Source organism: Bacillus piscicola (assembly GCF_022458745.1).
Lineage (GTDB): Bacteria > Bacillota > Bacilli > Bacillales > Marinococcaceae > Alteribacillus_A > Alteribacillus_A piscicola.
Window position 1 is genome coordinate 90,170 of sequence record NZ_JAJJJF010000001.1, and the last position, 25,325, is coordinate 115,494.

At 44.8% G+C, this 25,325-nt stretch carries 23 protein-coding genes and 1 pseudogene; 18 read left to right on the forward strand and 6 right to left on the reverse strand.

From position 1 onward, the window contains the following. The first annotated feature begins 2 nt into the window (after positions 1-2). The 6 genes from LOR49_RS00415 (at position 3) to LOR49_RS00440 (ending at position 5,737) form a co-directional block, all read left to right on the forward strand. Positions 3-1,247: an NAD(P)/FAD-dependent oxidoreductase gene (locus tag LOR49_RS00415; protein WP_240374023.1), complete on the forward strand. Its 1,245-nt coding sequence runs from the start codon at positions 3-5 to the stop codon at positions 1,245-1,247. An 18-nt stretch (positions 1,248-1,265) separates the two neighbouring features. After that, positions 1,266-2,321 (forward strand): TRAP transporter substrate-binding protein DctP, encoded by a 1,056-nt coding sequence (gene dctP / locus LOR49_RS00420; RefSeq protein WP_240374024.1) that lies wholly within the window; start codon positions 1,266-1,268, stop codon positions 2,319-2,321. 96 nt (positions 2,322-2,417) lie between these two features. Further along, positions 2,418-2,933, forward strand: a complete 516-nt coding sequence (locus LOR49_RS00425) for a TRAP transporter small permease (RefSeq protein WP_240374025.1) — start codon at positions 2,418-2,420, stop codon at positions 2,931-2,933. A gap of 24 nt (positions 2,934-2,957) precedes the next feature. Next, complete coding sequence (locus LOR49_RS00430) at positions 2,958-4,262, forward strand: TRAP transporter large permease (RefSeq protein ID WP_240374026.1); 1,305 nt, start codon at positions 2,958-2,960, stop codon at positions 4,260-4,262. A gap of 557 nt (positions 4,263-4,819) precedes the next feature. Beyond that, on the forward strand, positions 4,820-5,473 hold the full coding sequence (locus LOR49_RS00435) for a pentapeptide repeat-containing protein (RefSeq protein ID WP_240374027.1): 654 nt from the start codon (positions 4,820-4,822) through the stop codon (positions 5,471-5,473). A gap of 72 nt (positions 5,474-5,545) precedes the next feature. Further along, positions 5,546-5,737 carry a DUF4177 domain-containing protein gene (locus LOR49_RS00440; RefSeq protein WP_240374947.1) on the forward strand — a complete coding sequence of 64 codons (192 nt, stop codon included), beginning with the start codon at positions 5,546-5,548 and terminating at the stop codon, positions 5,735-5,737. Between the two features lie 101 nt (positions 5,738-5,838). On the opposite strand, the gene LOR49_RS00445 is transcribed toward LOR49_RS00440, so the two are convergent. Next, positions 5,839-6,291 carry a DUF2269 family protein gene (locus LOR49_RS00445; RefSeq protein WP_240374028.1) on the reverse strand — a complete coding sequence of 151 codons (453 nt, stop codon included), beginning with the start codon at positions 6,289-6,291 and terminating at the stop codon, positions 5,839-5,841. 188 nt (positions 6,292-6,479) lie between these two features. Between LOR49_RS00445 and LOR49_RS00450 the strand changes: the two genes are divergently transcribed. Together LOR49_RS00450 and LOR49_RS00455 are read left to right on the forward strand one after the other, a co-directional pair. Further along, positions 6,480-6,734 (forward strand): hypothetical protein, encoded by a 255-nt coding sequence (locus LOR49_RS00450; RefSeq protein ID WP_240374029.1) that lies wholly within the window; start codon positions 6,480-6,482, stop codon positions 6,732-6,734. A gap of 43 nt (positions 6,735-6,777) precedes the next feature. Continuing rightward, positions 6,778-7,647, forward strand: coding sequence for an alpha/beta hydrolase (locus LOR49_RS00455; RefSeq protein ID WP_240374030.1), 870 nt, complete (start codon positions 6,778-6,780; stop codon positions 7,645-7,647). A 78-nt stretch (positions 7,648-7,725) separates the two neighbouring features. Here the strand turns inward: LOR49_RS00455 and LOR49_RS00460 are convergent, their stop codons facing one another. Then, positions 7,726-8,181, reverse strand: coding sequence for a CBS domain-containing protein (locus LOR49_RS00460; RefSeq protein ID WP_240374031.1), 456 nt, complete (start codon positions 8,179-8,181; stop codon positions 7,726-7,728). 325 nt (positions 8,182-8,506) lie between these two features. On the opposite strand from LOR49_RS00460, the gene LOR49_RS00465 reads away from it, so the two are divergent. Together LOR49_RS00465 and LOR49_RS00470 are read left to right on the forward strand one after the other, a co-directional pair. Then, positions 8,507-9,901 carry a DHA2 family efflux MFS transporter permease subunit gene (locus LOR49_RS00465; RefSeq protein ID WP_240374032.1) on the forward strand — a complete coding sequence of 465 codons (1,395 nt, stop codon included), beginning with the start codon at positions 8,507-8,509 and terminating at the stop codon, positions 9,899-9,901. Between the two features lie 1,010 nt (positions 9,902-10,911). Next, positions 10,912-12,222, forward strand: coding sequence for a DUF3993 domain-containing protein (locus LOR49_RS00470; protein WP_240374033.1), 1,311 nt, complete (start codon positions 10,912-10,914; stop codon positions 12,220-12,222). A gap of 72 nt (positions 12,223-12,294) precedes the next feature. Here LOR49_RS00470 and LOR49_RS00475 read toward each other — a convergent pair whose 3' ends face one another. Further along, positions 12,295-13,644, reverse strand: a complete 1,350-nt coding sequence (locus tag LOR49_RS00475; protein ID WP_240374034.1) for a sigma-54 interaction domain-containing protein — start codon at positions 13,642-13,644, stop codon at positions 12,295-12,297. A gap of 289 nt (positions 13,645-13,933) precedes the next feature. On the opposite strand from LOR49_RS00475, the gene LOR49_RS00480 reads away from it, so the two are divergent. The 5 genes from LOR49_RS00480 to LOR49_RS00500 all read left to right on the forward strand — a co-directional run bounded on the left by LOR49_RS00480 (position 13,934) and on the right by LOR49_RS00500 (position 19,906). Continuing rightward, on the forward strand, positions 13,934-14,968 hold the full coding sequence (locus LOR49_RS00480; protein ID WP_240374035.1) for an NAD(P)/FAD-dependent oxidoreductase: 1,035 nt from the start codon (positions 13,934-13,936) through the stop codon (positions 14,966-14,968). A 22-nt stretch (positions 14,969-14,990) separates the two neighbouring features. After that, positions 14,991-15,245 (forward strand): ferredoxin, encoded by a 255-nt coding sequence (locus LOR49_RS00485; protein ID WP_240374036.1) that lies wholly within the window; start codon positions 14,991-14,993, stop codon positions 15,243-15,245. Between the two features lie 184 nt (positions 15,246-15,429). Continuing rightward, on the forward strand, positions 15,430-16,482 hold the full coding sequence (locus tag LOR49_RS00490) for an aromatic ring-hydroxylating oxygenase subunit alpha (protein ID WP_240374037.1): 1,053 nt from the start codon (positions 15,430-15,432) through the stop codon (positions 16,480-16,482). A 309-nt stretch (positions 16,483-16,791) separates the two neighbouring features. Then, positions 16,792-18,378, forward strand: coding sequence for a BCCT family transporter (locus LOR49_RS00495; RefSeq protein ID WP_240374038.1), 1,587 nt, complete (start codon positions 16,792-16,794; stop codon positions 18,376-18,378). Between the two features lie 103 nt (positions 18,379-18,481). Then, the gene (locus tag LOR49_RS00500; protein ID WP_240374039.1) at positions 18,482-19,906 is read left to right on the forward strand and encodes an aldehyde dehydrogenase family protein; all 1,425 of its coding nucleotides are present in this window, start codon (positions 18,482-18,484) and stop codon (positions 19,904-19,906) included. 101 nt (positions 19,907-20,007) lie between these two features. Here the strand turns inward: LOR49_RS00500 and LOR49_RS00505 are convergent, their stop codons facing one another. Continuing rightward, on the reverse strand, positions 20,008-20,151 hold the full coding sequence (locus LOR49_RS00505; protein WP_240374040.1) for a hypothetical protein: 144 nt from the start codon (positions 20,149-20,151) through the stop codon (positions 20,008-20,010). 464 nt (positions 20,152-20,615) lie between these two features. Beyond that, positions 20,616-20,906, reverse strand: a complete 291-nt coding sequence (locus tag LOR49_RS00510; RefSeq protein WP_240374041.1) for a hypothetical protein — start codon at positions 20,904-20,906, stop codon at positions 20,616-20,618. A 222-nt stretch (positions 20,907-21,128) separates the two neighbouring features. Between LOR49_RS00510 and LOR49_RS00515 the strand changes: the two genes are divergently transcribed. The 3 genes from LOR49_RS00515 (at position 21,129) to LOR49_RS00525 (ending at position 24,648) form a co-directional block, all read left to right on the forward strand. Continuing rightward, the gene (locus tag LOR49_RS00515; protein WP_240374042.1) at positions 21,129-21,635 is read left to right on the forward strand and encodes a hypothetical protein; all 507 of its coding nucleotides are present in this window, start codon (positions 21,129-21,131) and stop codon (positions 21,633-21,635) included. A gap of 208 nt (positions 21,636-21,843) precedes the next feature. Further along, on the forward strand, positions 21,844-22,998 hold the full coding sequence (locus LOR49_RS00520) for an MFS transporter (protein ID WP_240374043.1): 1,155 nt from the start codon (positions 21,844-21,846) through the stop codon (positions 22,996-22,998). Between the two features lie 507 nt (positions 22,999-23,505). Further along, positions 23,506-24,648 carry a WD40/YVTN/BNR-like repeat-containing protein gene (locus tag LOR49_RS00525; protein WP_240374044.1) on the forward strand — a complete coding sequence of 381 codons (1,143 nt, stop codon included), beginning with the start codon at positions 23,506-23,508 and terminating at the stop codon, positions 24,646-24,648. Between the two features lie 31 nt (positions 24,649-24,679). Here the strand turns inward: LOR49_RS00525 and LOR49_RS17675 are convergent. Further along, a pseudogene (locus LOR49_RS17675) lies at positions 24,680-24,796 on the reverse strand (CBO0543 family protein); the annotation flags it as partial. Positions 24,797-25,325 lie beyond the last annotated feature (529 nt).

The following is a 25,325-nucleotide window of genomic DNA, read 5'->3' on the forward strand; positions in this document are numbered from 1 at the left end:
TTTTGACACAAAAAATAGTAGTCATCGGTGGGGGAATCATCGGACTTTCCTCTGCTTATTATTTAAAAAAAAGGGGTTACGACGTGACCGTGATCGACAAAGGTATACCGGGAGAGGGCTGCTCAGCCGGAAACATGGGCTGGATTTGTCCGACATTATCAGAACCGGTCCCGGCGCCAGGGTTAGTACAGACTTCCCTGAAATGGATGCTGCAACGAGACAGCCCGCTTTATATTAAACCAACAAAAGTGCCAGCGATGACCTCCTGGTTATACAAGTTCTGGAGGCATTGTAATAAACATTCTTACGAAAGCGGTTACAAAGCAATGAGGCAGTTAAGCAAAAATTCCCTCCCACTGTTTAATGAGATGGAAGAAGACGGCGACGTGAACTTTGAGTTGCACCAAAAAGGCTTGCTGTTTTTATTTACGGAGGAAGAGGCGATTAAAGCGAAATATGAAAAACTGAAAGTGATCACGGATATCGGTCATCCGATTCCTGAAATAAAATCACGAGAGGAGGTTGCAGCGCTTGAGCCGACTGTGTCAGAGGACGTAGTAGGTGGTTTGTATTTGCCGGCGGAAAGGCACGTCCGCCCGGAAAGTTATCTACAGGGAATGTTGGAGTGGTTGAAGCGTCATGATGTTGAAATAAAAGCCAATACACCGATAACCAAGATCAAGAAAAAGAATGGCGAGGTGAAGGAGGTGCGATGTGGCAGGCAAGTGATCGAAGGCGATGCTTTTTTAATAACGGCAGGAGTGTGGTCAGCTGAGCTAGTGAAAGAGTTAAACGTCAAACTCCCGATGACCGCTGGAAAAGGCTACAGCATTACGATTACAGAACCAAACATACAAGTGTCAAATCCGCTTTATTTAGGAAATTCAAAGATTGGGATCAGTCCCTACCAACATGCCGTGCGAATTGCAGGTACGATGGAACTGTCCGGGATCAACGGGAAAATTGATCAAAAACGAGTCCAAGGTTTACGACATTCTGTTCAAAAATATTTTTCCACCCCGATAGAAGGTAAAGAGCGAGTCTGGACCGGGATGAGACCGATGACGCCGGACGGACTGCCGGTATTGGGAAAAGTACCGGACCACAAGAACGTATTTATCGCAACCGGCCACGCGATGAGCGGCATATCCATGTCGCTCTCGACAGGAAAGCTGATGTCTGATTTAATTGCCGGCGCTCATAGTCCCTGTGAATTGTCTCCATTTTCGCTTACGAGATTTCAATAATTAAAGGAGGGTTTTCCTATGTATACGAAGAGGAAGGGTATGTTATTTGTTTTTGGAATAGTTTGTATTTTTGTGCTGGCGGCATGTGGCGGCGGCAATACAGGAGAAAAAGAAGAAGCAACAGCGGAGACTGCGTCAGACACAGAAGAAACATTTACGTTTAAAGTGGCGGGTCAGTATCCGGAAGACCACCCCAATACTCAGGCACTAAAAAAATTCAAAGAAACGGTGGAACAGGAATCCAATGGTGCGATCACATTAGATCTATACCCGGCAGCACAATTAGGGGATTACACATTGGTCTATGAAGAAATCATGCGCGGAACAATTGATATGGGCTTGATCTCGATTCCAACCGACTTCGATGAGCGTTTAGCCATTAACTGGGTAAATTATTTGGCTGAATCATACGATGTCGCAAGAGACGTATATGCTCCGGATTCTTTTTTCTATCAAACAAACGAGAAATTAAATGAAGAGGCAGGGGTTAAGTATTTAGGATTTCACGTGGAAGGCTTCGGCGGGATAGGAGCGATGGAAGCGTTAGAAAAACCTACAGAGCCAGGGGTGGACAAAGGAATTCAGCTTCGCGTGCCGCCGATTGAAATGTATAAGGTAACCGCCGAAGACTTGGGATTCCGAACAGTCAGCATTCCTTATGCGGAATTATACCAAGCGATGCAAACAGGAGTGGCAGATGGCTGGGCCGGGGGTCCGCCGGTTGCGAACTATCATGATGTCGGTGATTTAATTACCCATTATTACCAGTACAATGACTTCTTTGAAATGGTACCGATGCTGATGAATATGGACAAGTGGGAGAGCATCGGGGAAGAGAATCAACAGATCATTCAAGACGCTGCGCAAACGATGATGGAAGAAAGCTTCAATATTGCGGAGGAAAATGATCAAATATACCGGGACAAAATGGCGGAAAATGACATTGAAATCATCACCTTCTCCGATGAGGAGTTGAAAAAACTCGCGGACTACACAAGGGAAACGACCTGGCCGAAATTGAAAGAAACGCTTGGGGACGATATTTATAACGGATTGACAGAGGAATATCAGTAAACAAAAGTAGGTCTTCAGGGCGTGTGAGTAAAAGCGTATTCCCCCTGTACGTCCAAGATAAGGAGTTTACAGGGGGACTATAGAAAGGAGGAAACGATGCAATCAGCGGCTACCGTCATCTGGAAATCTCTGCTGAACATACAGCGCACCATCCTCATTACCTGCAGTCTCTTTATCATCATCGGAATTAGTTTGAATGTGGTCTTTCGCTACATTTTGGAAAAGAGTCTATTTGGCATCGAAGAAATCATCGTAGTGTTTGCCTTTTGGCTTTACTTTATCGGCGGTTCGTATGGAAGTTATGAGAGAAGCCATATTACAGCCGACATCACCAATTCCTATATTACGAATGAGAAAATTCGCCTGCTTGTGAAAGCGGTCGTATCGCTTATTACGCTCGTCATCTGTCTCGTTTTCACGTATTGGGCGGTGGAATTTATCGTATGGGCGATCCAGCAAGGGGCAGAATCACCAGCCCTTCACATACCCGCGTATATTCCGCAAAGTGCCATATTTATCGGTTTTATTCTTATGTCCTTTTATCTTAGTATTAACTTCATTCAGGACGTCATCGCGTTTTTTCAAACAAGGAGCAAGGAAAAAAATGAATGATTAATGGAGGGAATGATTTGTAGCATGGAAGTCGTTATTGCTCTGCTCCTGTTGTGTTTTCTATTAGTGATAGGTGTTCCCGTTCCCTTTTCTTTTTTCGGATCCGCTCTGTATCTCATTTTCGCTGGTGATTATGCTCCCAGCTTTTTACTGCCGTATGGGCACAGCCAAATGACGAATATCGTATTACTCGCGATTCCGTTGTTCATCATTGCTGGCGGTATTATGGAAAAAGGCGGTATTGCGAAAAGATTGGTAGATTTAGTTGAACTATTTGTGGGACGGGTGAAAGGTGGATTAGGTTCCGCGACGATTCTGTCCAGCGCTGTTTTTGGTTCTATTACAGGGAGCGCGGCGGCCACGTTATCAAGTATCGGTTCCATTATGTTCCCGCGTCTCGAGAAGGCTGGTTATCCACTCGGGTACTCGGCTGCATTAGTCGCAAATTCCTCGGTTCTCGGGATGTTGATCCCGCCGAGTTCCATTATGATTTTGTATGCCTGGCTCGGTAACCAATCGGTCCTCGCGAGTTTTCTGGCAACGTTAGTGCCCGGAATTATTTTAATCACCTTACTCAACGTGATCAATTTCTTTATGATGAAGAAAAACCCCGCTGTTGAAACATCAGTGAAAATGGATCCAGCTGCCTTTGTACGGACATTCGGAAAAAGAACGTACGCCGCTTCCTTTGCCCTGACCCTGCCCCTTTTAGTACTGGGTGGCATATACGGCGGGATTATGACCCCAACGGAAGCAGCCGGTCTTGCTGCTTTTTATGCGCTCCCACTGGGCTTTTTCGTATATAAAGGGTTGACGTGGAAGAAGTTAAAAAGTGTCTTAGTAGAATCCGCCACTACTACCGGTGTCGTCATGGTGATGTTATTCTCGGTTATGATTTTAAGCCGTTTATATATTATGGAAGACCTGCCTTCCCAAATACTAAACTTTCTTTTCGCTATCTCTGAAAATCAACTCGTGCTGCTCCTCATGATCAATGTGTTCCTCATCATCATTGGGATGTTAATGGATGATATTAGCGGCGTGCTATTAGCTACACCAATCTTACTCCCGGTTGTCGTCGGCCTCGGAGTAGATCCGATTCACTTTGCGGCGATCATTGCCGTGAACTTAGGAATGGGAAACGTTACTCCTCCAACCGCGCCACTCGTTTATTTAAGCGGGAGAATCAGCAAAGCACCGATCAACCAGATGCTGTCCCCCACTCTAATTATGATCATTTTCGGCTGGATCCCGACACTGATCGTAACTACCTTAATCCCGGAACTCTCCCTTTACCTGCCCTCTCTTTTACTAGGCTACCAGCCGTAATCGAGAGGGAGGGGGGAGGCAATGGTTTATCAGAACCACCTTCAAGGCATTTTACACAAACCATAAGACCAAAACTCAGGAAAATATTGGTTAAAATGGTCTTATGGGATGCTCATGAGACCGATTCCAGTTGGAATCTATGAAATAGGCGTCTTATGAAACTATCATACGACCAAAACTTAGGGGATTACTGGGTAAAATGGTCTTATGAAGCGCTCATAGAACCATTTTTAGTGGGATGTTGTGAAAATTTGGTCTTATGAAGTGCTCTTAAGACCAAAACCAGGGGGATTGCTGAATAAAGTGGTCTTATGAGACGCTCATAAGACCGTTTTAGGTTTGAATTTATGCAAAAAGTGTCTTATGAAGCTGCCAAAAGACCAAAACCGAGGGGATTGTTCAGCGAATTGGTCTTATGAAGCCGTTATAAGACCAAAACTGAGAGGATTGCTGATTAAATTGGTCTTATGGATCGTGTAGGAGACCGTTTTCAGTTAGAATATATAAAAAGGTGTCTGATGAAGCCGTCCTATACGATTGAAAGGGTGTCAGGATGTATGGCAAAGAATGTGAAAGTAGAACTTCCTAGAATTCAACAAGAAAATGTGCATACGATCAACTTTGAAGATGTCTTTCACCAAGAAGAACCACACTTAATGGATGGCACGGTGACGGATTCATTTATTGAAAATGAGGAAATCGAGAATTTATCTTTATCCAGGATGTGTTTTAAAAACACAAGACTGCTCCAATCAACCTTCGAAAAGATAGACATGGTGGATGTGCATGTTGAGAACTGCGACTTGTCTAATACCAGCTTTATGGGTGGTTCGTTACACCGGGTTACTTTTAAAAACTGTAAATTGCTTGGCAGCGATTTTACGAAAGCTTATTTAAAGAACGTTAGCTTTGAGAATTGTATTCTGAATTTAAGTTCTTTTATAGAACCGAAGTTGAGCCAGGTAGTATTTGACCATTCCTCTTTGCAGAGTGCTAACTTTTATGAATGTCGGTTACACATGGTTGCGTTCCGCCAATGCGAGTTGAACGACATTGATTTGACGCAGACTTCCCTTGATGGAGTGGATATCAGTACTTGCTCATTCGAACAAATCAACCTGGATACCGCTGAAAATTTGAAAGGCTGTACCGTGTCACCGGAACAAGCCATCGTATTTGCAACAATGTTGGGATTAAAGATTCGTGACTAATCTACGGAGGCGATAACGGAACAAATATCGCGCCCCTTCCAGGTTCAAAACAAAAGGAGGAACGTCATGACCATGTATGAATATAAATTTGAAAAAGTGGACTTGAAAGGTGGCTTTCGTATGAAGCCCAAAGAGGATTATCACGATATTATACGGGAACACGCCAAAGACGGGTGGAGGTTGGTTCAGATTTTTGCGCCTGGAACTAGTTCCTACGGCCTTGCCAGTTATTTTGAGTTAATTTTTGAAAGGAAGACAGATTAAAGCTTTCAGACTGTCAAATCAGGGAATTTTTTTAAAAAAGAAGAGGCCGGTGCCGTGAGTTGATCACGATACGAACCCCGTGTAACAGGTACCCCCAGAACTTAAAAAGGTTTCAGTACCATTAAGATAATCAAAACAACGGCTGCTATATGGGTCATGCTGTGGAAAGGAGCTAGCTGTTTTCCAATTTGTTTGTACGCCTCAGGCAGTTCCGTACCATCGTGTGTTTCTAATATTTTCATTTGTTTCGCCATTTTCTTTGGAAGAACAACGATGACCACTGGTTGAATGGCAATAAAAACAATGATGGAAATGATGTACCAACCCTGTGTAAATAAATGTGGATTCATTATCCCCAACATAAGACCGGTAATAAGGAGTGTGATGCTTCCTACTTTGGCAAGTTTTTCAACGCCCGCATTTACGGTAAAAGCAAATTGGGCTTGTGTTACTGTTTTGGGCTTATTCATTAACACAGGTAAAGCAAAGGTAGCACCTAATCCGCAAACCGCCGCAATAATGTGTACTAATATGATAAGACTATAAACAGTCAATAATTTGTACCCCCTTCCCCTTTTTTTCTAGATAATCATTTTACCAAAAAATCAGAAGAATACGTACTGTTTTCAGCGATATACTGCAAATTAGGGAAAATACGACTGGGCACGACGCGTCTAAAAAGGGGTTTGCGTATAAGAACCGGCTTGTTGTAATTGTGCATTGTGGAAAAAGAGGTGGTTGTATGGATATACTTATTCCCATTGGTATTGGTTTTATAGCAAATTTTATGATTTTTATTATTTTTAAAAGTTTAAAGCAAAGTAATGAAAGATCTTTACTAATTTGTGTAGTTGCTTTTCTGGCAGTCTTCCTAAGCTCTTTTGTGATTGGCTCTTGGTTAGGAATGGGGATTGGTGTAAGTAGTTTAGGTATGCTGCTATCCGTTATTTTAATTAGAATAATTTTAGCTTTTGTTCGTCGTAAAGGTTATGTGTAGATATAACTAGTTAAAGGAGAAGATGATGTGTAAGGAAATAATAGTGGAAAAAAATGTAGTCTATGGGAAAACGGAGAGGGAATTATTAACGGCTGATGTGTACCGCCCTAGAGAAGGGGAAGACATCCCGGTTGTCATCCTTATCCATGGCGGCTGGTTTCAATCGGGGTCGAAAGAAATGTATAAAGAGTGGGGGTATTATCTGGCTGAAGCGGGCTTTGCAGCCATGGCTGTGAATTATCGTTTGATGACACCAGACTATTCTATTTATCCCGCTGTTCTACACGACATACACGCGGCCGTGAATTTCATTGTAAGCCATGCAAATGAATGGGGGGTCGAGCCGCAGCGTCTCGGTATCATGGGTGACTCCGCGGGGGGACACCTAGCTGCTCAGTTTTCTTTTACGTATGCGACAAATGCAAGTTTTAAAGTAAGGGCCGTCGTAGGAGCATACGGGGTGTATGACCTGGAAAAATTGTGGACGACTTCCCCGGACAACCACACTCGCTTACACCGATTAATGGGTACTTCCTATGAGAAAGACCCGGATATCTATAAAAAAGGCTCTCCGATTCATGGAATAGAGGGGGCGTTGGAGCATCCGATTTTTGACACCAGCTATTTTCTTACGTGGGGTGGGACGGACAAGGTAGTGCCACCCGATCAGTCAGAAGCATTTGCTGAAAAACTGATACATGCCGGCATTCACACGGAGCGGGTCAACGTTCCCGACAAAGGACACTTTTGGTTTACTATCTTACCGCATATAGAAGGGGGAGGGATCAACGATTATCCAAACACAGAAGTAGCTCCGAAAGTTCTAAAATTTCTCAAGGAGCAGTTGTGCCAGGAAGAATTCGGGAACTTTTCCATGTCGAGAATAGAGCAGCTGAAGTCTCTGATGTCATAACGGAAGCAAGACAATGATGCATCACCTCCCTGGAAAAAAGACAGCTCCTGCTCCTTTGGGCTGTCTTTTTTGCGTCTCTTATAGAAGCGTTTTGAACGCGTTGCGAATCACGTCGCCGCGGCTGATGATGCCGATTAATTTTCCGTCCTGTTCCACGGGGAGCTTTTTGATCCTCTTGTTTCCGAGTAATGCTGCCGCATCCTCAATTGGTTCGGCCTCGTCCACTTTAATAACCTTCTTCTCAGCCATTTCCATGACAGGTAACTCGAGGACCTGCTGCAGGCGTTCTTTAAAAGGAATGTTGGCGTCTTGAATGACGTTCACCATGTAAAAGGAATCGACCACAATATCTTTGCGCCGGCCGATATAACGCATAATATCCCCATCACTGATATACGCGACGATTTCTTTTTGGTCGTTAATTATCGGGAGTCCGCTAATGCCGTGTTGAATAAAGAGCTCAATGACAGCACGTAACGTATCTGTTTCGTTCACGTAATATACATCACGGATCATGATTTCATGAGCTTTCATAAGAATCCCCTTTCGACTGTAGAGCCGTAACGATAAAATAATTGAAAATGAGTGTAACATACAACTCATTTCTTGTATATCACAAGGGTATCGCTTGAAAACTGCGGTGAAAAAGATATCATGGTAGAGAGGAAGCCGAGAAAAAAAGATGTCAGCGTGGCTAGCTGTGAAGCTATGTGTGAAAAAATAAATCAGAATCCATAACAGCAAAAAGCTGTCCCCGTTATTGTTGCCTGGGAACAGCTTTTTATTACTTAACTACGCGATATCTTATCAATAGATTCGTATTATATTGTTTGCGTTTTTTACGGAAAGGGGGAAGAGGATGGGGGTTTCTGCATTAACGAATAGACAGAGACGATTAATCATCTTTATCGTCATCGGCGCTAATTTTTTGTTTTTATTGAATCAGTTTCTTCTCATTACGGCGTATCCCGTGATAATGAGGGACTATGCTATTAACGCGACACAAGTTCAGTGGCTGACTACTGCTTTTTTATTGGTGACTTCTATCTTCATTCTCATGACCGGCTATTTAATTGATCGATTCACGACGCGGCAGCTCGTTGTCAGCTCCCTGGTGATGCTCGTGATTGGGACGTTGATCGGATGGCTGGCCCCTTCTTTTCTCGTACTCGTCGTGGCGCGGATCATTCAAGCCATCGGAGCTGGGATTATGCTTCCGCTCGTTCAGACAATCTTATTAATGGTCTACCCGGAAAACCAGCGGGGACGCGCCATGGGGCTTCTTGGTTTCGTTATGAATGTAGCCCCTGCCATTGGACCGTCGATCGCCGGTTTGATCGTCGACTTTTATTCCTGGCCGTTTCTCTTTTTCATTATTCTCCCGCCTGCTGGTTTTTTTCTACTCCTTGCAAGCGTGTATATGCGGAATATAACCGAACAGCGTCCCACCAAACTGGACGTTCCCTCGGTCGTCTTATCCAGTGTGAGTTTGACGGGAATTTTATTCGGTACCAGTATGATCAGTGTCGTCGGTTTTGTCGATTGGATCGTGTGGCTTCCGCTGTTGGCAGGGGTGCTGTGCTTGTGGCTGTTTGTCCAGAGACAGTTGACATTGAAGTTTCCTACATTAAATGTACGCATTCTGAAAAATAAATCATTCACCTGGATTACGGCCTCCGTTTTTATTATTGCGATGCTTTTGTTATCGGCGGAAACGATTTTGCCATTGTTCTCTCAAGATGCGCAAGGAAGCAGTGCCTTTGTCGCCGGCGTGATCTTGTTCCCCGGGACGGTCATCTTATCGATCACTTCTCTTTTAGGAGGGCACTTGTTTGATAAATACGGCGGCAAGACTGTCATCTCCAGTGGGTTTATCCTATTACTAGTGGCTTGTTTTCTATTTATTTTGTTTGATAAAGAGACGTCTTCGATTTTTATCAGCAGTATCTTTTGTATATTTATGGCCGGGATCGGGCTGACGATGATGCCGCAAGTAACGCTAGCGATGAACCGGGTGCCGCGTACCGAACTGGCACATGGCACCTCGATTGTGACGACACTGCGCCAATTCGGCATGGGAATCGGCGTCACACTGTTAACGACGCTGATAAGCCTGAGTACAAACGATCCATCCGTTCCTTACCCGGAAGCGGTTTTACAAGGAAGCCGAGGCGCGTTCATCGCCATGAGCGTGTTAGCGGTTCTCTCATTCGGATTCTTCGGACTCGGGCAAACGAGATGGAAAAGAGAGTAAGGAAAAAGGAGGAAACACGTGCCGTCAAGCCGCATCCAGGAGAGTGAGCTTGTTTGAATTTTTATATGACTGAAAAAGAAGGAAGCGAAGGAATAACAGGTCTCATGAACGTTCATGAGACCTGTTTCTCGTAGAAAAGAGAGGAAGCCGGTCTTATGGAAGGATCATAAGACCACATTTAGGTTAAAAAGACAGCAACTTGGTCCTATGGAGCGTTCAAAAGACCGCAAATGCTAGAGGAGTGGGTGAAACTGGTCTTAAGGAGTGCTCAAAAGACCAAAAACGGTAGAAGAGTCGTCGGAATTGGTCTTAAGGGGCGTTCAAAAGACCAAAAATGATAGAAGATTCGTCGAAACTGGTCTTAAGGAGTGTTCAAAAGACCAAAAGTGATAGAGGAGCGGTTGAAACTGGTCTTAAGGAGTGTTCAAAAGACCAAAAATGATAGAAGATTCGTCGAAATTGGTCTTAAGGAGCATTCAAAAGACCAAAAACGATAGAAGAGTCGTCGGAATTGGTCTTAAGGGGCGTTCAAAAGACCAAAAACGATAGAGGAGCGGCTGAATGTGGTCTTAAGGAGCATTCAAAAGACCAAAAATGCTAGAGAATCGGCTGAAAATAGTCTTAAGGAGTGTTCAAAAGACCAAAAACGGTAGAAGAGTCGTCGAGATTGGTCTTAAGGAGCATTCAAAGGACCAAAAATGCTAGAGAATCGATTGAAAATGGTCTTAAGAAGCGTTCCAAAGACCAGAAATGCTAGAGGAGCGGTTGAAATTGGTCTTATGGGGCTTTCATAAGAACAAGTTTGCTAGTTTTTTCGCTGAAGGGGCTTTCAAGGGGGGAGAAAGGGCAAGATATGCTGTCAGAAAGATGAAAAAGTTGAGAGTGTAGGCATTTTTTGCTAATATTTTCGTATGAACCATTCAGGGGTCTTCATGTTGGTGGTTTTCTTTTATACATATCGAAGGCTCCGAAAAGGCTCTGAAACTTTGAAAAGACTAGGGGGACATGGGATGAAGAGAGTTTTAACAGTTTTGGCGCTTGTGTTTGCTATTGCCTTTGCGGCGGTAGGGCAGGCGTACGCGGCATCAAGTGACTATTCAAGAGGGGATGTTTTTGAGTTTTTGCAGGAGGCGAGCCACAAACAGTGGAACACGCCAGGTCCGTTCAAGACGAAGGATGACCTGCTGGACGCGTATTCTTCGCATTTCCTGAGAGAGTACAGCAATTATTTTGTGGATCACATGTATTGGAAGCAGTACGGCAAGTGGGAAACGATTCCGACGGATGCGCTGGTCGGTTTTATCCCGGACTTTAGTTACAATCGTAATACGGATGTCGAATACAACGGGAAAGAGATCGTCGTGTCTGAATATTTTCAGCGTGAAGATGGTCCGATGATCAGGCCTGCGGGCACTCGGACGGTGACGCTTGTTGAAACGAGCGATGGCCTCCGCGTGAAAAATGTACGCGGAGCTGTGAAGTACGATACACCCTTTTTCGATGTGAAAAAAGATTACTGGGCGTTTGATGCGATTACGTATTTAACGGATCAGGGCATTATCGGAGGCTATCCAGATGGCACGTTCCATCCGAACGATCATTTGAAGCGCGGCCAGGCGGTTACGATGATTGCGCGCGCACTTGATTGGGACACAACCTCTGCGTCTGCTGACTTTTCGGATGTAGATCGTGACTATTATGCAGCGAATGCGATTGCGTATGCGGCTTCGGAAGGTGTTCTTAATGGCTATCCAGACGGAACTTTCCGTCCGAACGCTACTATCACGAGAGCCCAAATGTCAGCGATTATCGGAAAAGCGTTTGAAATTGGCACCGATTCTTCCAGCCCATTCCGTGACGTAACAACAAAAACGACGGGGTACGGTGAAATCAACAAGTTGTACAATCTCGGCGTCATTTCCGGTTATGACAACAACACTCGCTTCAAACCAGGCGAGCCGCTAACACGGGCACAATTTTCTATCATTCTGTCAAGACTGCTGAACGAAGACCTGCGCTTGTCCGCGGATGAAAAAGAAAAAGCTGAAGACGTCGTCATCGACTATCAGATGCAAAACGGCAAAGTAGTCAGCATCACACCGGATACGAACAAAATCACCGTAAAAAAAGACCAAACCATTAAGTTAAAACCTACATTCCTAGATGATACGACGGAAAGAGTGCTGGTAAATGGTAAAATTTTATCGTTCCAAGATGAAAAAACGATTAAACCAATCAAAAGAGGCACTGGCTATATCAAAATAATCCCAAACGCTTATGATTGGGAAGAAGCAAAAGAAATTACGGTTGTCGTGGAGTAGACCGAACGACAACGGAGACCATGATTTAGCGCAAATGCTCTGTGTGTTGCAGAGTGTTTGCGCTTTTTTTATTTAATCGCCGTGACAGTACTTTCTAATTAATTTGGATGCTTGAGTTTGGCTGATTTCGAGGTCGCTCGCTACCGCGCGTGAACTTTTGTGCAGCTTATAGGATCGCTGTACCAGTTCTTTTTTTGTCAGTTCTACTGCTTCGTTTAAAGAGGAAGGGGTTTGCTCCAATCCGTTTTTACTTTCTGTGTAAATTCTTTCTGGTACGTCATACACGTCAATCACGTCATCACTTGTGATCACCATTCTTTCCACGAGATTTTCTAATTGGCGGATGTTCCCGGGCCATGAGTAGTGCGATAACAGCTCCAGGCAGTCTTCGGAAATGAGTTTATTCACTTCATACATCCGATTAAGTTTGTATAAGAAATGATAGGTGATGGGAATGATATCTTCTCTTCGCTCCCGGAGAGAAGGCATTTTAATATCCACTACATTGAGCCGGTAAAATAAATCTTCTCGAAATGTCTGGTTTTTCACCATCTCATCGAGGTTGCGGTTTGTCGCAGATAAAATCCGCACATCCACTTTTCTTTCCTTATGGCCGCCGATGGGAATGAACCTTTTCTCTTGGATAAATTGCAGCATTTTCGCTTGCAGGGAAGCTGGCATTTCGCCGATTTCATCCAGGAACAGCGTGCCGCCATCCGCGGCTTCCAAGAGTCCAGTCTTCCCCGAACGGCTTGCATTTGTGAAAGCGCCCGGTGTGTAACCGAACAATTCCGATTCGATTAATTCAGCGGGAATCGCCGCGCAGTTAACGGTAAGAAAAGGCCCGTTCTTTCTGAGGCTGTGCTCGTGAATATATTGTGCCAGCATTCCTTTTCCGGTCCCGGATTCCCCGAGTATTAAAATATTAGAATTTGTTGTGGCTACTTTTTTAGACAATTTCAGTATGTTTTTCATTTTTTCGTTATTCGTAATGATGTTCGTGGATTGATCGTTTTCTTCCTCGGACGGCGTGGGGAGGTCGTCTTTTGTTTTGAGCATTTTATAACTTTGTATTTCCCGAGCTGTGGTTACGACCAGTTCCACTTCCTGACGCTCATTTAATATAGGAATCGCCGATGTCAGTAATTCTGCCCCGAGAATCGTGGTCTGGACAACCGAAATGGGTTCTTTTTTCTCAAACACTTCCGGAAAAATGGAAGGTGTCCAGTATCCTTCTTCCACTAACTCGTTGCTTCGTTTTCCGATGACCTCTTCCTTCGTTAACCCGTAGTGCTTCTTACAGGCATCATTTACATAAATAATTTTCATGTCCCCATCCAGGACAAAAATTTCATCAGACGAATAGTCCAAAATCTGAGTTAATGTTTCCAGGTCGAGGTTATCGACATAATGACCGAGCATAAGAAGACCTCCTTCACTTTAAAATTGAGTTTTTTTAAACTCGATTTGAGTTCATTTATGTTCAACATAAAACCTTTTAACCGTTTCCATGCTGGATTTCCCCTGTTTTTTTGTTGGCATGGTTATTGCAATACATATAACCAGCACACCAACAGGAACAGAAACAGAGCGGCGGGCACGATATTTACAAATAATACTAATTCAAATTGTAAGAAATGTAAAACTACTATTGTGTACATTCACTCTGTTACTAACGCTCTGTGTTGTTCAGAAGAAGGAGGAAGATAACGTGGAAGAAAATAAGGAAATAGTGGATATGACGATTATCGGCGGTGGCCCTGCCGGAATGTTTACTGCCTTTTACGCAGGCATGCGCCAGGCATCCGTCAAGATTATCGAAAGCCTCCCGCAGCTGGGAGGACAGTTATCCGCGCTTTATCCTGAAAAGTATATATACGATATTGCCGGGTTCCCAAAAGTAAAAGCTCAAGAGCTTGTTGATAATCTAACTGTGCAAATGAATCAATTTGACGTGGAAACTTGCCTCGGTCAGGCGGTGGAACACGTGGAAAAAGACGAAGACGGCATCTTCAAGATTGTGACGAATCAAGACGTTCATTATTCGAAAACAATCATTATTACAGCGGGCAATGGAGCCTTCCAGCCACGTAAACTCAAGCTGGACAATGAAGAGCAGTTTGAAGAGGCAAATCTGCATTACTCGGTACAAAACTTGGATCGATTTGCAGGGAAAAAAGTTGCGGTGTTTGGTGGCGGAGATTCAGCGGTTGACTGGGCGTTGATGCTCGAACCGATTGCTGAAAAGGTCACGATCATTCATAGACGGGATAAATTTCGCGCCCATGAACACAGTGTGGAAACGCTGAACCAATCGACGGTCGAAAAAATGACCCCATATGTACCGGTGGAACTCGTCGGAAATACGAGGATTGAAAAAGTCGTTCTGCAGGTGACGAAGGGGGAAGAAACAACAGCGCTTGATGTCGATGATGTACTGGTGAATTATGGATTTGTTGCGTCGCTCGGCCCGATTAAAGACTGGGGACTCGAGATCGACAAAAACTCCATCGTCGTCAACTCAAAAATGGAAACGAACGTGGAAGGCATGTACGCAGTGGGGGATATTTGCACGTATGAAGGAAAAGTAAATTTGATTGCGACCGGGTTCGGGGAAGCGCCGATAGCGGTCAGCAACGCGAAGGTTTACATGGACCCAACCGCCAAAGTGCAAGCTCCCCACAGTACAAGTGTCATGGGGGAACAGCCAGCAAACAAGAAAAAAGAAAAGGTTTTGGCAAACTAAAGATACTAAAGGAGTGAGGATGATGACGTTGTATACGAGAGTAAACCAGGAAACGTGCATAAGCTGCGGGGCGTGCGGTGAGATTGCCCCGGATGTGTTTGCGTATGATGAAGACGGACTTTCTTACAGCCTCTTAGATCAAAATGACGGGGCGGTGGAAGTCCCCGAAGGTCTTGTGGAAGAAGTAGAAGAAGCCCATGAGGAATGCCCGACCGAATCAATTAGGGTGGCAGAACAGCCTTTTGCAGAGCAAGTAGAAAAAACGAAGGCAGGATAAAAAGATGAGTGTATGTACACTCACTGAGTTTTTTTAAACTCGGATTTTTACGCGAATACGCTATCTATTTCAGCCAAAATGCCGTAAAGTACGGAATATTTTAAGTTGGCATGGGAATTGCATTTTATATGATTAGACTATTTCATCAATTGGGAACTTTAAAACAGAAGGGGGCACGATCACAATGAACAAAACAGATACAATGGAAGCGCTCGAGCACACGCTATCTTATAAAGCCTACGTTGATCCGCAAACGCTTACAGAAGAGAAAAATAAGGTTTTTTTGAAAAACTGGATCTTAGCCGGCCATACGAGTCAGGTGGCGAACGTTGGTGACTTTTTTACCTTTGAAATCGCCGGGCAGCCATTAATTATCAGCCGGGATAAAAATAATGAACTGAACGCGTTTTACAACGTTTGTCCTCACCGGGGAACGAAAGTAGAAAAGAAGGATCAAGGTAACAAAAAACTTTTTATGTGCTCCTATCATGGATGGACGTTTAGCCTGGATGGTAATCTAAATAGAGCACCGAATTTCGATACGAATGATCTAGGCGACCATAGCTGTATGACGCATGTGAATCTCGAAGTCTATCAGTCGATGATCTTTGTAAACTTAGACCCCGAGGCAAAACCGATGAAAGAAACGCATGATGAACTGATGAAAGATCTCGCGAAATATGATTTTCTAGATTCCTTAAAAAGAATTCGGGTGACGGAGAAGGTCATTGATGCCAATTGGAAAGCAATCATCGACAACTATTTAGAATGTGATCATTGCAAGATTGCCCATCCGGAATTTGCAAAAACCTTTGACATGAAAAACTATCACATTGATTTGCATGACGGCTATACGTGCCAATACTCCAAGTTATCGAACGAAACAAGTGAGGAGCAGGCGAACTTTTATTGGATTTGGCCGAACTTGATGGTCAGCATCTACCCGGGGGAAGACGGGAATATGACAACGAGTCAAATTTTACCGCTTTCACCAAACCGCTCCTTGGCAATTTACAGTTATTATTTCCAGAAAGACGAAATGACGGAAGAACAAGAGGAGTTAGTCCGGTTTGTTGATCAGGTTCGCGAAGAAGATTTTGAACTGGTCGAACTCCTGCAGTCCGGTTTTGACACAGAAGGATTCAAACAAGGGATCTATTCCCCTACGGAGTATGCGTTAAAACACTTCCATCAACATTATGAAAAAGAAATGAAGAAGAATGACAGTGAATTCTAGATAGAGGCAGCCGTACTGGTTGGACTCCTTGCTCTTTGAAGGAGTCTAACCTGTGAAATGATTATTTCAAGACTTACGTTTTCGTTATTGATCATTTATCATTTTATCACGGTGGTCTCAGATGCCAGATGACCAGTCGCAAGAAGGATGACGCTCATGTGGCAACTGAGACGATAAGGTGACGTCAGTCAGCCACACATTCGATTCGTGCTGTGGTCTTCGCTTATACGATGGCGTTTATGAAATTGTGAAAGCGTTTTATACTGTGAAAAAAGCGTAACTTCACTAAATGAATAAAGGAGGAATATAATGAAGTCCGGTAAAATTGACAAGGGAATATTTTTTGCGTCCCTTATGCTTATTGCTATTATCGTGGTCCCGGTGTTAATTAACGCAGAAAAGGGCACGCAGTTGCTGTCTAGTGTTCTAGCTTTTTTAACCAGCAATTTTGGGGCACTATACTTGGTCGGAGCGATGGTGGTATTTGGAATTGTCATGTATTTAGGGTTTGGAAAATACGGTAACATTAGATTCGGCAATACCAAACCAGAGTTCTCCACGCTTAGCTGGATTGCGATGATTTTCACATCCACGGCGGGATCAAGCTTAGTTTTCTGGGGATTTATTGAATGGGCGCACTATTATGGTTCCCCGCCGCCATTCGGGGTTGAACCGCTAAGTACAGAAGCGGCAAACTGGGCATCGACGTATGGAATTTTTCATTGGGGTTTCATGGGATTCGTTATTTACTGTCTCCCTTCGATTGCGTTAGCTTACGCCGTATATATAAAGAAAATTCCATCTTTACGACTGAGTTCTGCTTGTAGAGGGGTTCTCGGGGACAAAGCAGACGGTTGGATGGGAAAAGGTATCGACGTTTTGTTCATGTTTGGTATTGTAGGAGGCGTCGGGACATCCCTGGGGTTAGGGACGCCGATGCTGGCGGAAGCAATTTCTGACGTTACTGCGATTCCACGCTCCATATGGCTGGACATCGGCATTATTTTACTATGGACATTGATTTTCTCAGGTAGTTTATATTTCGGTCTTAAAAAAGGCTTGAAAGTCTTAAGTGATATCAACTTATGGATTTATATATTATTTCTCTTACTCTTTTTGGTTTTTGGACCAACGTTGTTCATTATTAATAAGACGGTAGATAGCTTAGGATTACTATTTCAGAATTTTATACGGATGAGTCTTACAACGGACGCCGTAGGAGGTTCAACTTTCGCACAAGACTGGACCATTTTCTATTGGGGCTGGTGGTTCGCGTTTGCCTCTTATATGGCAATGTTTACAGCAAGAATTTCCAAAGGGCGTACCATACGTCAATTAGTAATGGGAATGTGTGGGGGAGGATCGATAGGCTGTTTGTTGGCATTCTCGTTTTTTGGGAACACAAGTCTTTATTTTCAGTTAAATAAAATAGTACCGATAATGGATATCATGGATACGCAGGGTGCTCCGGCTGCTATCGTTGCCACTATCAAAGCGTTACCAATTGGCGGCGCACCACTCATCATTCTCTTTATCATTTTCTGTTTCATCTTTTTGGCAACAACGATTGATACAGCTGCGTACACACTGTCACAGGTGTCCATGCCTTCCTTCGAAGTTGGAAAAGAACCGCCAAGATGGGTGCGTTTGTTTTGGGCAGGAGTGCTTTGCTCCGTTGCTACGATTCTATTGTATGGCGGAGGATTGGATGCCTTGCAGACACTAGCCGTTATTACAGGTTTCCCGATTTTATTTATCTTTGTCTTGATTAATATGTCTCTCTTTAAATGGTTGAAGGAAGATTACGGTGTCCAAAGTACGGACAAACAACACATTGAACAGTTAAATGCAGAGAATACAACTCATCCTGTAAAATCACGAAACGTTTCCGGGTGATGGACCGTCTGCAATTCTCTCATGGCTTACTTATACGGCTTCATAAATTGTGAACTAATATCTTGCCTATGTATATAAAGGGAATCTAATAGGAGTGATCGTCATGAATAGCAAAAATTATATTAACGGAGAATGGATGCAGCCGGACCACGGTCAAAGGGATGTCGTAAGCCCTGCTAATCTTGAAGATACCGTGGGGACGCTTTATTATTCTGATACGGAATACGTCTTTCAAGCAACCGCCGCGGCAAATGCTGCCTATAAGGAATGGTCCCAGCTTTCAGGGGCGGAGCGCGGCACTTACCTTACAAAGATGGCGCAGGCCCTGGAAGAGAACGGGGAAGAGATTGCAACTCTAGGTACGAGAGAAACAGGGAAACCCATTACCGAGATGAGAGGGGAAATCAAGCGGGGTGTGCAGTTGCTTCACTATTATGCCTCGATGGGACTCGAAGCAGAGGGAAGTGTGATCCCTTCCTCTCATGCGGATGTCCATCAATTCACAACAAAAACCCCGTTAGGAACGGTGGCGCTCATTCCCCCGTGGAATTTCCCGGTCGCGATTCCAATCTGGAAAATGGCGCCTGCTTTACTGTGCGGAAACACGATTGTCTGGAAACCGGCGGATATCGCTTCCTTAACCGCTGTGAAACTAGTAAAGTGTTTGGAAGGTATTTTGCCGGACGGTGTGCTTAACTTAGTCATTGGCAGAGGCAGGCATGTGGGGAACCCTTTATTAGAAGAGGCAAATATCCATGGAGTCAGTTTCACGGGGTCCACTGCTACCGGTACACGGGTCAGTGAAACATGCGCGCGCCGGAATATTAAGTGTCAGACCGAAATGGGAGGAAAGAACCCATCGATTGTGTTGAAAGATGCTAATTTAGACAAAACGATACCGAAACTCATCAGCGCCTCGTTTAGTTCAGCGGGTCAAAAATGTACAGCGACGAGCCGTATGATCGTGGAAGCGGATATTTTCGACGAGGTGGCAGAACGCTTGAAAAAGGAAGTTGCTGCCTTGGAGGTTGGCTCTCCGTTGGACCCTTCTACTTATGTAGGCCCAGTGGCTTCAGAAGATCAGTACAAGACAGTCAGTGAATTTGCTGAACTTGCGCGCGCGGAGGCGGAAGTGGTCGTGGAGCATGAAGGAGAAACAGAAAACGGTTATTACGTCCATCCCATGATTGTCACCGGTGTCCCACGCACCCATTCCCTCATGCAGGATGAAATATTTGGTCCTGTCGTTGTTTTATATAAAGTAAAAGACTATGAAGAAGCAACCGAAGTCGCAAATGATACGGAATACGGCCTAAGCGCCGCTATTTTCACCGAAAACCTCGCGTATGCCCACCGCTTTTTACGCGAAGCCGAGGCAGGAATGGTAAGAGTCAACATGGAAACATCCGGCGTGGAATACCAGGCACCATTCGGCGGGATGAAGATGTCCAGCTCCTACTTGAGAGAACAAGGAAAAGCAGCCCTCGATTTTTATACACAAACGAAAACGTGCACGATTCAATTTTAAAAGAGAAAGAGAACGCTAACACATAACAATCAAGGTCACGAAACCGTGGATGATCCAAGGTTTCGTGACCTTGCGTTTATGGCTGAAAAACGGTAAGCCGCTCAGTCACTACAGCAGCATTGTGCTTCCATTCTCCTCAACCGTTCCTCTATCCTATCGACTTTCTGCTTAATCTCCTGGGTCATTTTCATATGTTCCCTCATCATTTTCTTCATGTCGTCCATGTCATTCATCGGCATATTCATTTCCGCTCTCCCTGCGTAAGGGGGATAATAGTTGTGTGGATATGGATAATACAAATTGTTTCACTCCCGTAAAGAATTTTCGTTTCACGGTATATATATGAGTGTCCTGCAAATATGTGTGTCGTCCTCCGTGAATCCCCGAGTATCAGGTACCATGCACGCTTTATAAGACCAATATTCGTGAGCTGTGCCACCAAATTGGTCTTATGGATGCCCTAAAAGACCAGTTTCGTGGGAAAGTCTATCAAATTTGGTCTTATGGGCGGTTCAAAAGACCAAAATCTACTTAAATCCCCGTGTATCCGGTCTTATGAGCACGTCCAAAGACCGTTTTTCATGATTTGTACAGCCAAATTGGTCTTATGCACGCCCTAAAAGACCAGATTTGTGGAAAAATCTATCAAACTAGGTCTCATGAATGCGTCATAAGACCACGTTCCCCTAAAATCCTCGTATATCTGGTCTTATGAACGTCTCATAAGACCGAATATCGTGAGTTTCGCAGCTAATTTAGTCTCATGACTTCCAGCGCCGCCTGGCAGTGAATCTAATCCCGAAGAAAAACCTGCAACATACTTGATCTCCCTCGGCACTCCCATCTTAATCAAACGTTTGTTTACATCTAAAGCGCGTAGGGTTGGCTTTTTTATAACAGCTGACACGGTACTCTTTTTCAATGCTGGTCTCATAAGCGCCATACGAAGCCAGTTTTCTGCAGCAACCCCGCTGCCAAACAGAGTTTGCTTGATCGGCAAGCGTACTTCACTAAATCTTGATCATGGAAGGAAGGGAAGTAGGCATCCTGCTGAGCAGGGTGTCTTTTTTACACTCTTTTGTCCTTGCCCTCTTTCATAAAAAAGTATTAGTAAATAGTTATGTGAAATGGTCGATACTACTGATAATAAGTATAAATGGTTAAGCGTAAAGAACTAAATGAGGTTTGCTAAAAATACCCATTACATGGAGGGTGGCAGGGGATGCTGGATCATCTTATTACGTCGAAAACAAGAATTCGGCTGTTAATTAAGTTTTTTGTGTATGAAGAAATGGAAGCGTATTTACGCGAGCTTACAAAGGAATTCGGGGATGCCACGAACGCGGTGCGGGTTGAGCTGACCCGCTTAACAGAGGCAGGACTGTTGATCCGGTCCGAGGTGAAAAACCGAAAGATGTACCGTGCCAATACCAAGCACCCGCACTTTGCGGATATTCAGTACATCGTGAGGCGATACATAAAATGGTACAACTTCCAGCAAACCTACCTGGATAAGGGGAGTACGCTCGAAGCGATTTACCTGTTGGAGGACGCGGCTAGAACGAGCCAGTATGAATACATCCTGCTGCACCCCGAAGACGCCAGTAAAGTTGCCTCATACAACGCAGATGCCCTGCGTATACGTGTGTTAGAGAATAAAGATATTGAAAAACTCCAGGGAAAAAACATACCGTGCTTTTGTATTTGGAGAAAGCAATTTGGTACGTAAAAAACTAAAAAGAGTCATTGACCTCAGTGTTGTGGAACATAAGATGGTGCAATAGTTGTTGTGATCAAAATAATAAATTTTCCATATATGGGTTGTTTTATAGACCCAGGTCACTATCTGTGCATAAGTGGCCTGGATTTCTTATACTGTCAGTAAGTGATCAGAATTGCATATAGGTTCAGAAAAAATAATTAAAGGATTTTGCGATATGAAACGTTCATCTATTTATCTCTTATCATCCGGGCATTTTACAGTCGATTTTTATCAAGGTGTGGTGCCGGCGCTGATTCCGTTTTTCATCGAACAACATCACTTTACTTACGCGGCTGCGGCCGGATTGATTTTTGCGGCTAATGTTACTTCTTCCATTGTGCAGCCGGTGTTTGGGCAGTTTTCAGACGTGCATCCAGCTCCCTGGCTCATGCCGGTAGGGGTTTTACTCGCTGGCGGAGGTCTTGCTTTCACCGGGTTATTTTCCGAGTATTGGCTTATTCTTTTGCTGACGGCCATCAGTGGTGTCGGCATTGCCGCTTATCATCCGGAAGCCGCGCGGAATGTCAACCGCGTCGCAGGAGAGAAAAAATCACTAAGCATGAGCATCTTTTCCGTCGGCGGAAATGCCGGTTTTGCGGCGGGCCCCTTAGTTGCCACCGCTTGTCTCGCTGCAGTAGGATTACGCGGATCGTTACTCTTAATCCTGCTCGCAGTTGTTATCGCGATCCTGTTGTTCAGCCAGTTGATCCGATTTAAAACGAGTAACCTCGAAAAAAGCAAACAGAAGCAAGCCGTCACGGAAAAAACAGAAAAGGATCAATGGGGACCCTTCAGCCGGTTAACGATCCTGCTCATTTCCCGCTCGATTCTCTTTTACGGCATGAATACCTTTTTGCCGCTGTATTGGATTAATGAATTATCCCAATCCAAAGTGGCCGGCGGCAGCGCCCTGACGGTGTTATTGTTAAGCGGCGCAGGAGGGACGCTGCTTGGAGGCTATCTCGCCGATCGAGTAGGACGGAGGACGGTCGTATCTGCGTCTTTTCTTTTGTTGATCCCGATGCTGATTTTATTTTTGTCCGTCACTCACGTGTTTGTGGCTACTGCCCTTCTCATCCCGCTCGGCGTTTTATTGTTCGCCCCTACTAGCGTCATGGTCGTCATGGGGCAGTCGTATTTACCGAACCGCATCGGCATGGCATCCGGCGTCACACTCGGAATCGCCATCTCAGCAGGAGGCGTCATGGCACCGGCACTCGGATGGCTCGCCGACCAAAGCAGCCTGCATACGATGTTTTTAGCAGCCATCTCCTTTCCAGTCCTCGCCGCCATCCTCTCCTTCACCCTGCCGAAAAAAGAAGGGGTCTAAGGGGAGCGGGATTCATAAGACTGGGGACGCGCGGATTTTCACGGGGGCTTCATGAAGGGCTCAAGCAAAAGGCAGTTCTAAGGTGAAAAACAGTCTTAAGGGATGTTCAAAAGACCAAGGAAGCTAGCGTTTTCGTTGAAAGTGGTCTTTAGGAGCTGCCAAAAGACCAAACTGTCGGTATTTTTATCAGAAATTGGTCTTAAGGAGCGTTCAAAAGACCAAGATAGCTGAAGATTTCATCAAAAATGGTCTTAAGAAGTGTTCAAAAGACCAAGACAGCTAGATATTTTATCAAAAGTGGTCTTAAGAGGTGTTCAAAAGACCAGGATTGCTAGCATTTTCGTCAAAAGTGGTCTTATGGGATGTTCATAAGACCAGGAGTGCTAGAGTTTTCATCACAAATGGTCTTATGGAAGGTTCCTAAGACCAAGATTACTAGATTTTCCATCAGAACCGGTCTCATGACACGCGCTGCGGCGGGCTATTGTACCAAAAGGGCGCTGTTTCTTGGGGCAAGGGGCTTTAGGAATAGCGATGACGCGAGTTTTAAATAGAATTGCAGAAAGGCGGGATGGAAGCGTGATTTATTTTTCCATGGATGATGAACTTGTCAGACTGGATGAAGAGAGCGGCAGGTCCGAGGTGATTCTGAAGGGGTTGCAAGTGGTCAGTTTTGCATCGGATCCTTCCGATACGAAGCGGCTTTATTGCGGAACGTATGGGCACGGGTTGTGGCGAAGTGTGGATGCCGGTGATAACTGGGAGCCGGTTGGGGTGCCGCACGTTAGGATGCCGGTGCAGGATGACGTGATTCATTCCCCGCATATTTTGTCGCTGACTGTTAGTGCCAAGCAGTCCGAAAAAGGCTACAGCTTCGTGTATGCGGGAACGGAGCCGAGCGCGATTTATTATTCGGACGACGGCGGTGACACGTGGCACGAATATAAGGACATTCAAACGCTGCCGTCGAAGCCGATATGGAGCTACCCGCCCCGTCCGCATACGAGTCACGTTCGCTGGCTCGAAACCAGTCCGAACGATCCAGAACAGCTGTTTGTGGCCATCGAATTCGGCGCATTTCTGCGGAGTCTCGATGGCGGAAACCACTGGGAGGATCGAAAATTCAACGGTCCCGTCGATACCCATACGTTTGCGCTCCATGAAAAAGCGCCGGGACGTATCTATGCCGCGACCGGAGACGGATTTTTCCAAGCAGGACGCGGCTACGCAGAAAGCACCGATGCCGGCGCCACGTGGAAACATCCAAACGAAGGGCTTCGCAATCACTATTTGTACACACTAGCGGTCGATTCCGGGAATCCGGATATTGTGCTCGTTGGGGCCGCAGACGCGCCGTGGTATGCCCACGTCCCGAGCCGCGCGAATTCCACGATTTACCGAAAAGAAGGCGAAGCGCCGTGGGAAGAAGTAACCGCCGGCCTGCCCCGTCCAGAGGGCATGCTCATTTCCACCTTAACCGCGCACCCAGACCAAGCCGGTGTGTTCTACGCCCTCAACAACCACGGCCTCTTTCGCTCAGACGATACAGGCCGCACCTGGAGAAACATGGACATTCCCTGGAAAGAGACATATCAAACTGAACACCCGAATGTGCTGGTTTGTGTACCCTGGTCTTGTAAAAATAAATAGTGGCCATTGGCAGCCAAAGGTATTCATAAAGCAAATTAGACTCGAAATATTCATTCAAAAATTTCACAGGGTAATCAAGCATATTTTCTTCTACAACAACGACCCCGGCAATAATAGAAAGATAAGAGGTTACTAAATAAAGGATAATCCACTCTGTGAAAAGACAGCTTTTTCAGGCTAAAGCATAATAAGGCAAGCACGATCACTAAAAATATCCACAAAATAATGCTTCCATATGCCCATTAGCTCTCTTCTCAAACTGTCTTGTTATCCATTATGGCCTAGTTGTACAGAGTTACCCCCATTTTATAGATTCGACAGCTTCACTATAAATCAGTGCGGCTGTTTTTTTTGTCTACATGTTACTGGAAAAAAGAAAACCTGGCCTGCAGGAAGAAGGCGAAAGAAAAATGAGGATTTTCGGGGTGCCCCCACGCAAATAATCCATACTAAATTGAAAAGTATCTAGACTTCGGACAGGGATATCCACACTTAAACACACAGAATCCATATTTGCGGAAAGATACCCACACTTAATGGAGAAGAATCCAGACTTCGAGGTTTCATGAGACACGAATTTCAAGGAAACGAGCAAAACTAGGTCTCATGAGCGTTTCATAAGACCGGAGATACGGATGCTACCGTTAATTCTAGTCTCAAGCCGCCTAGTGTACCTC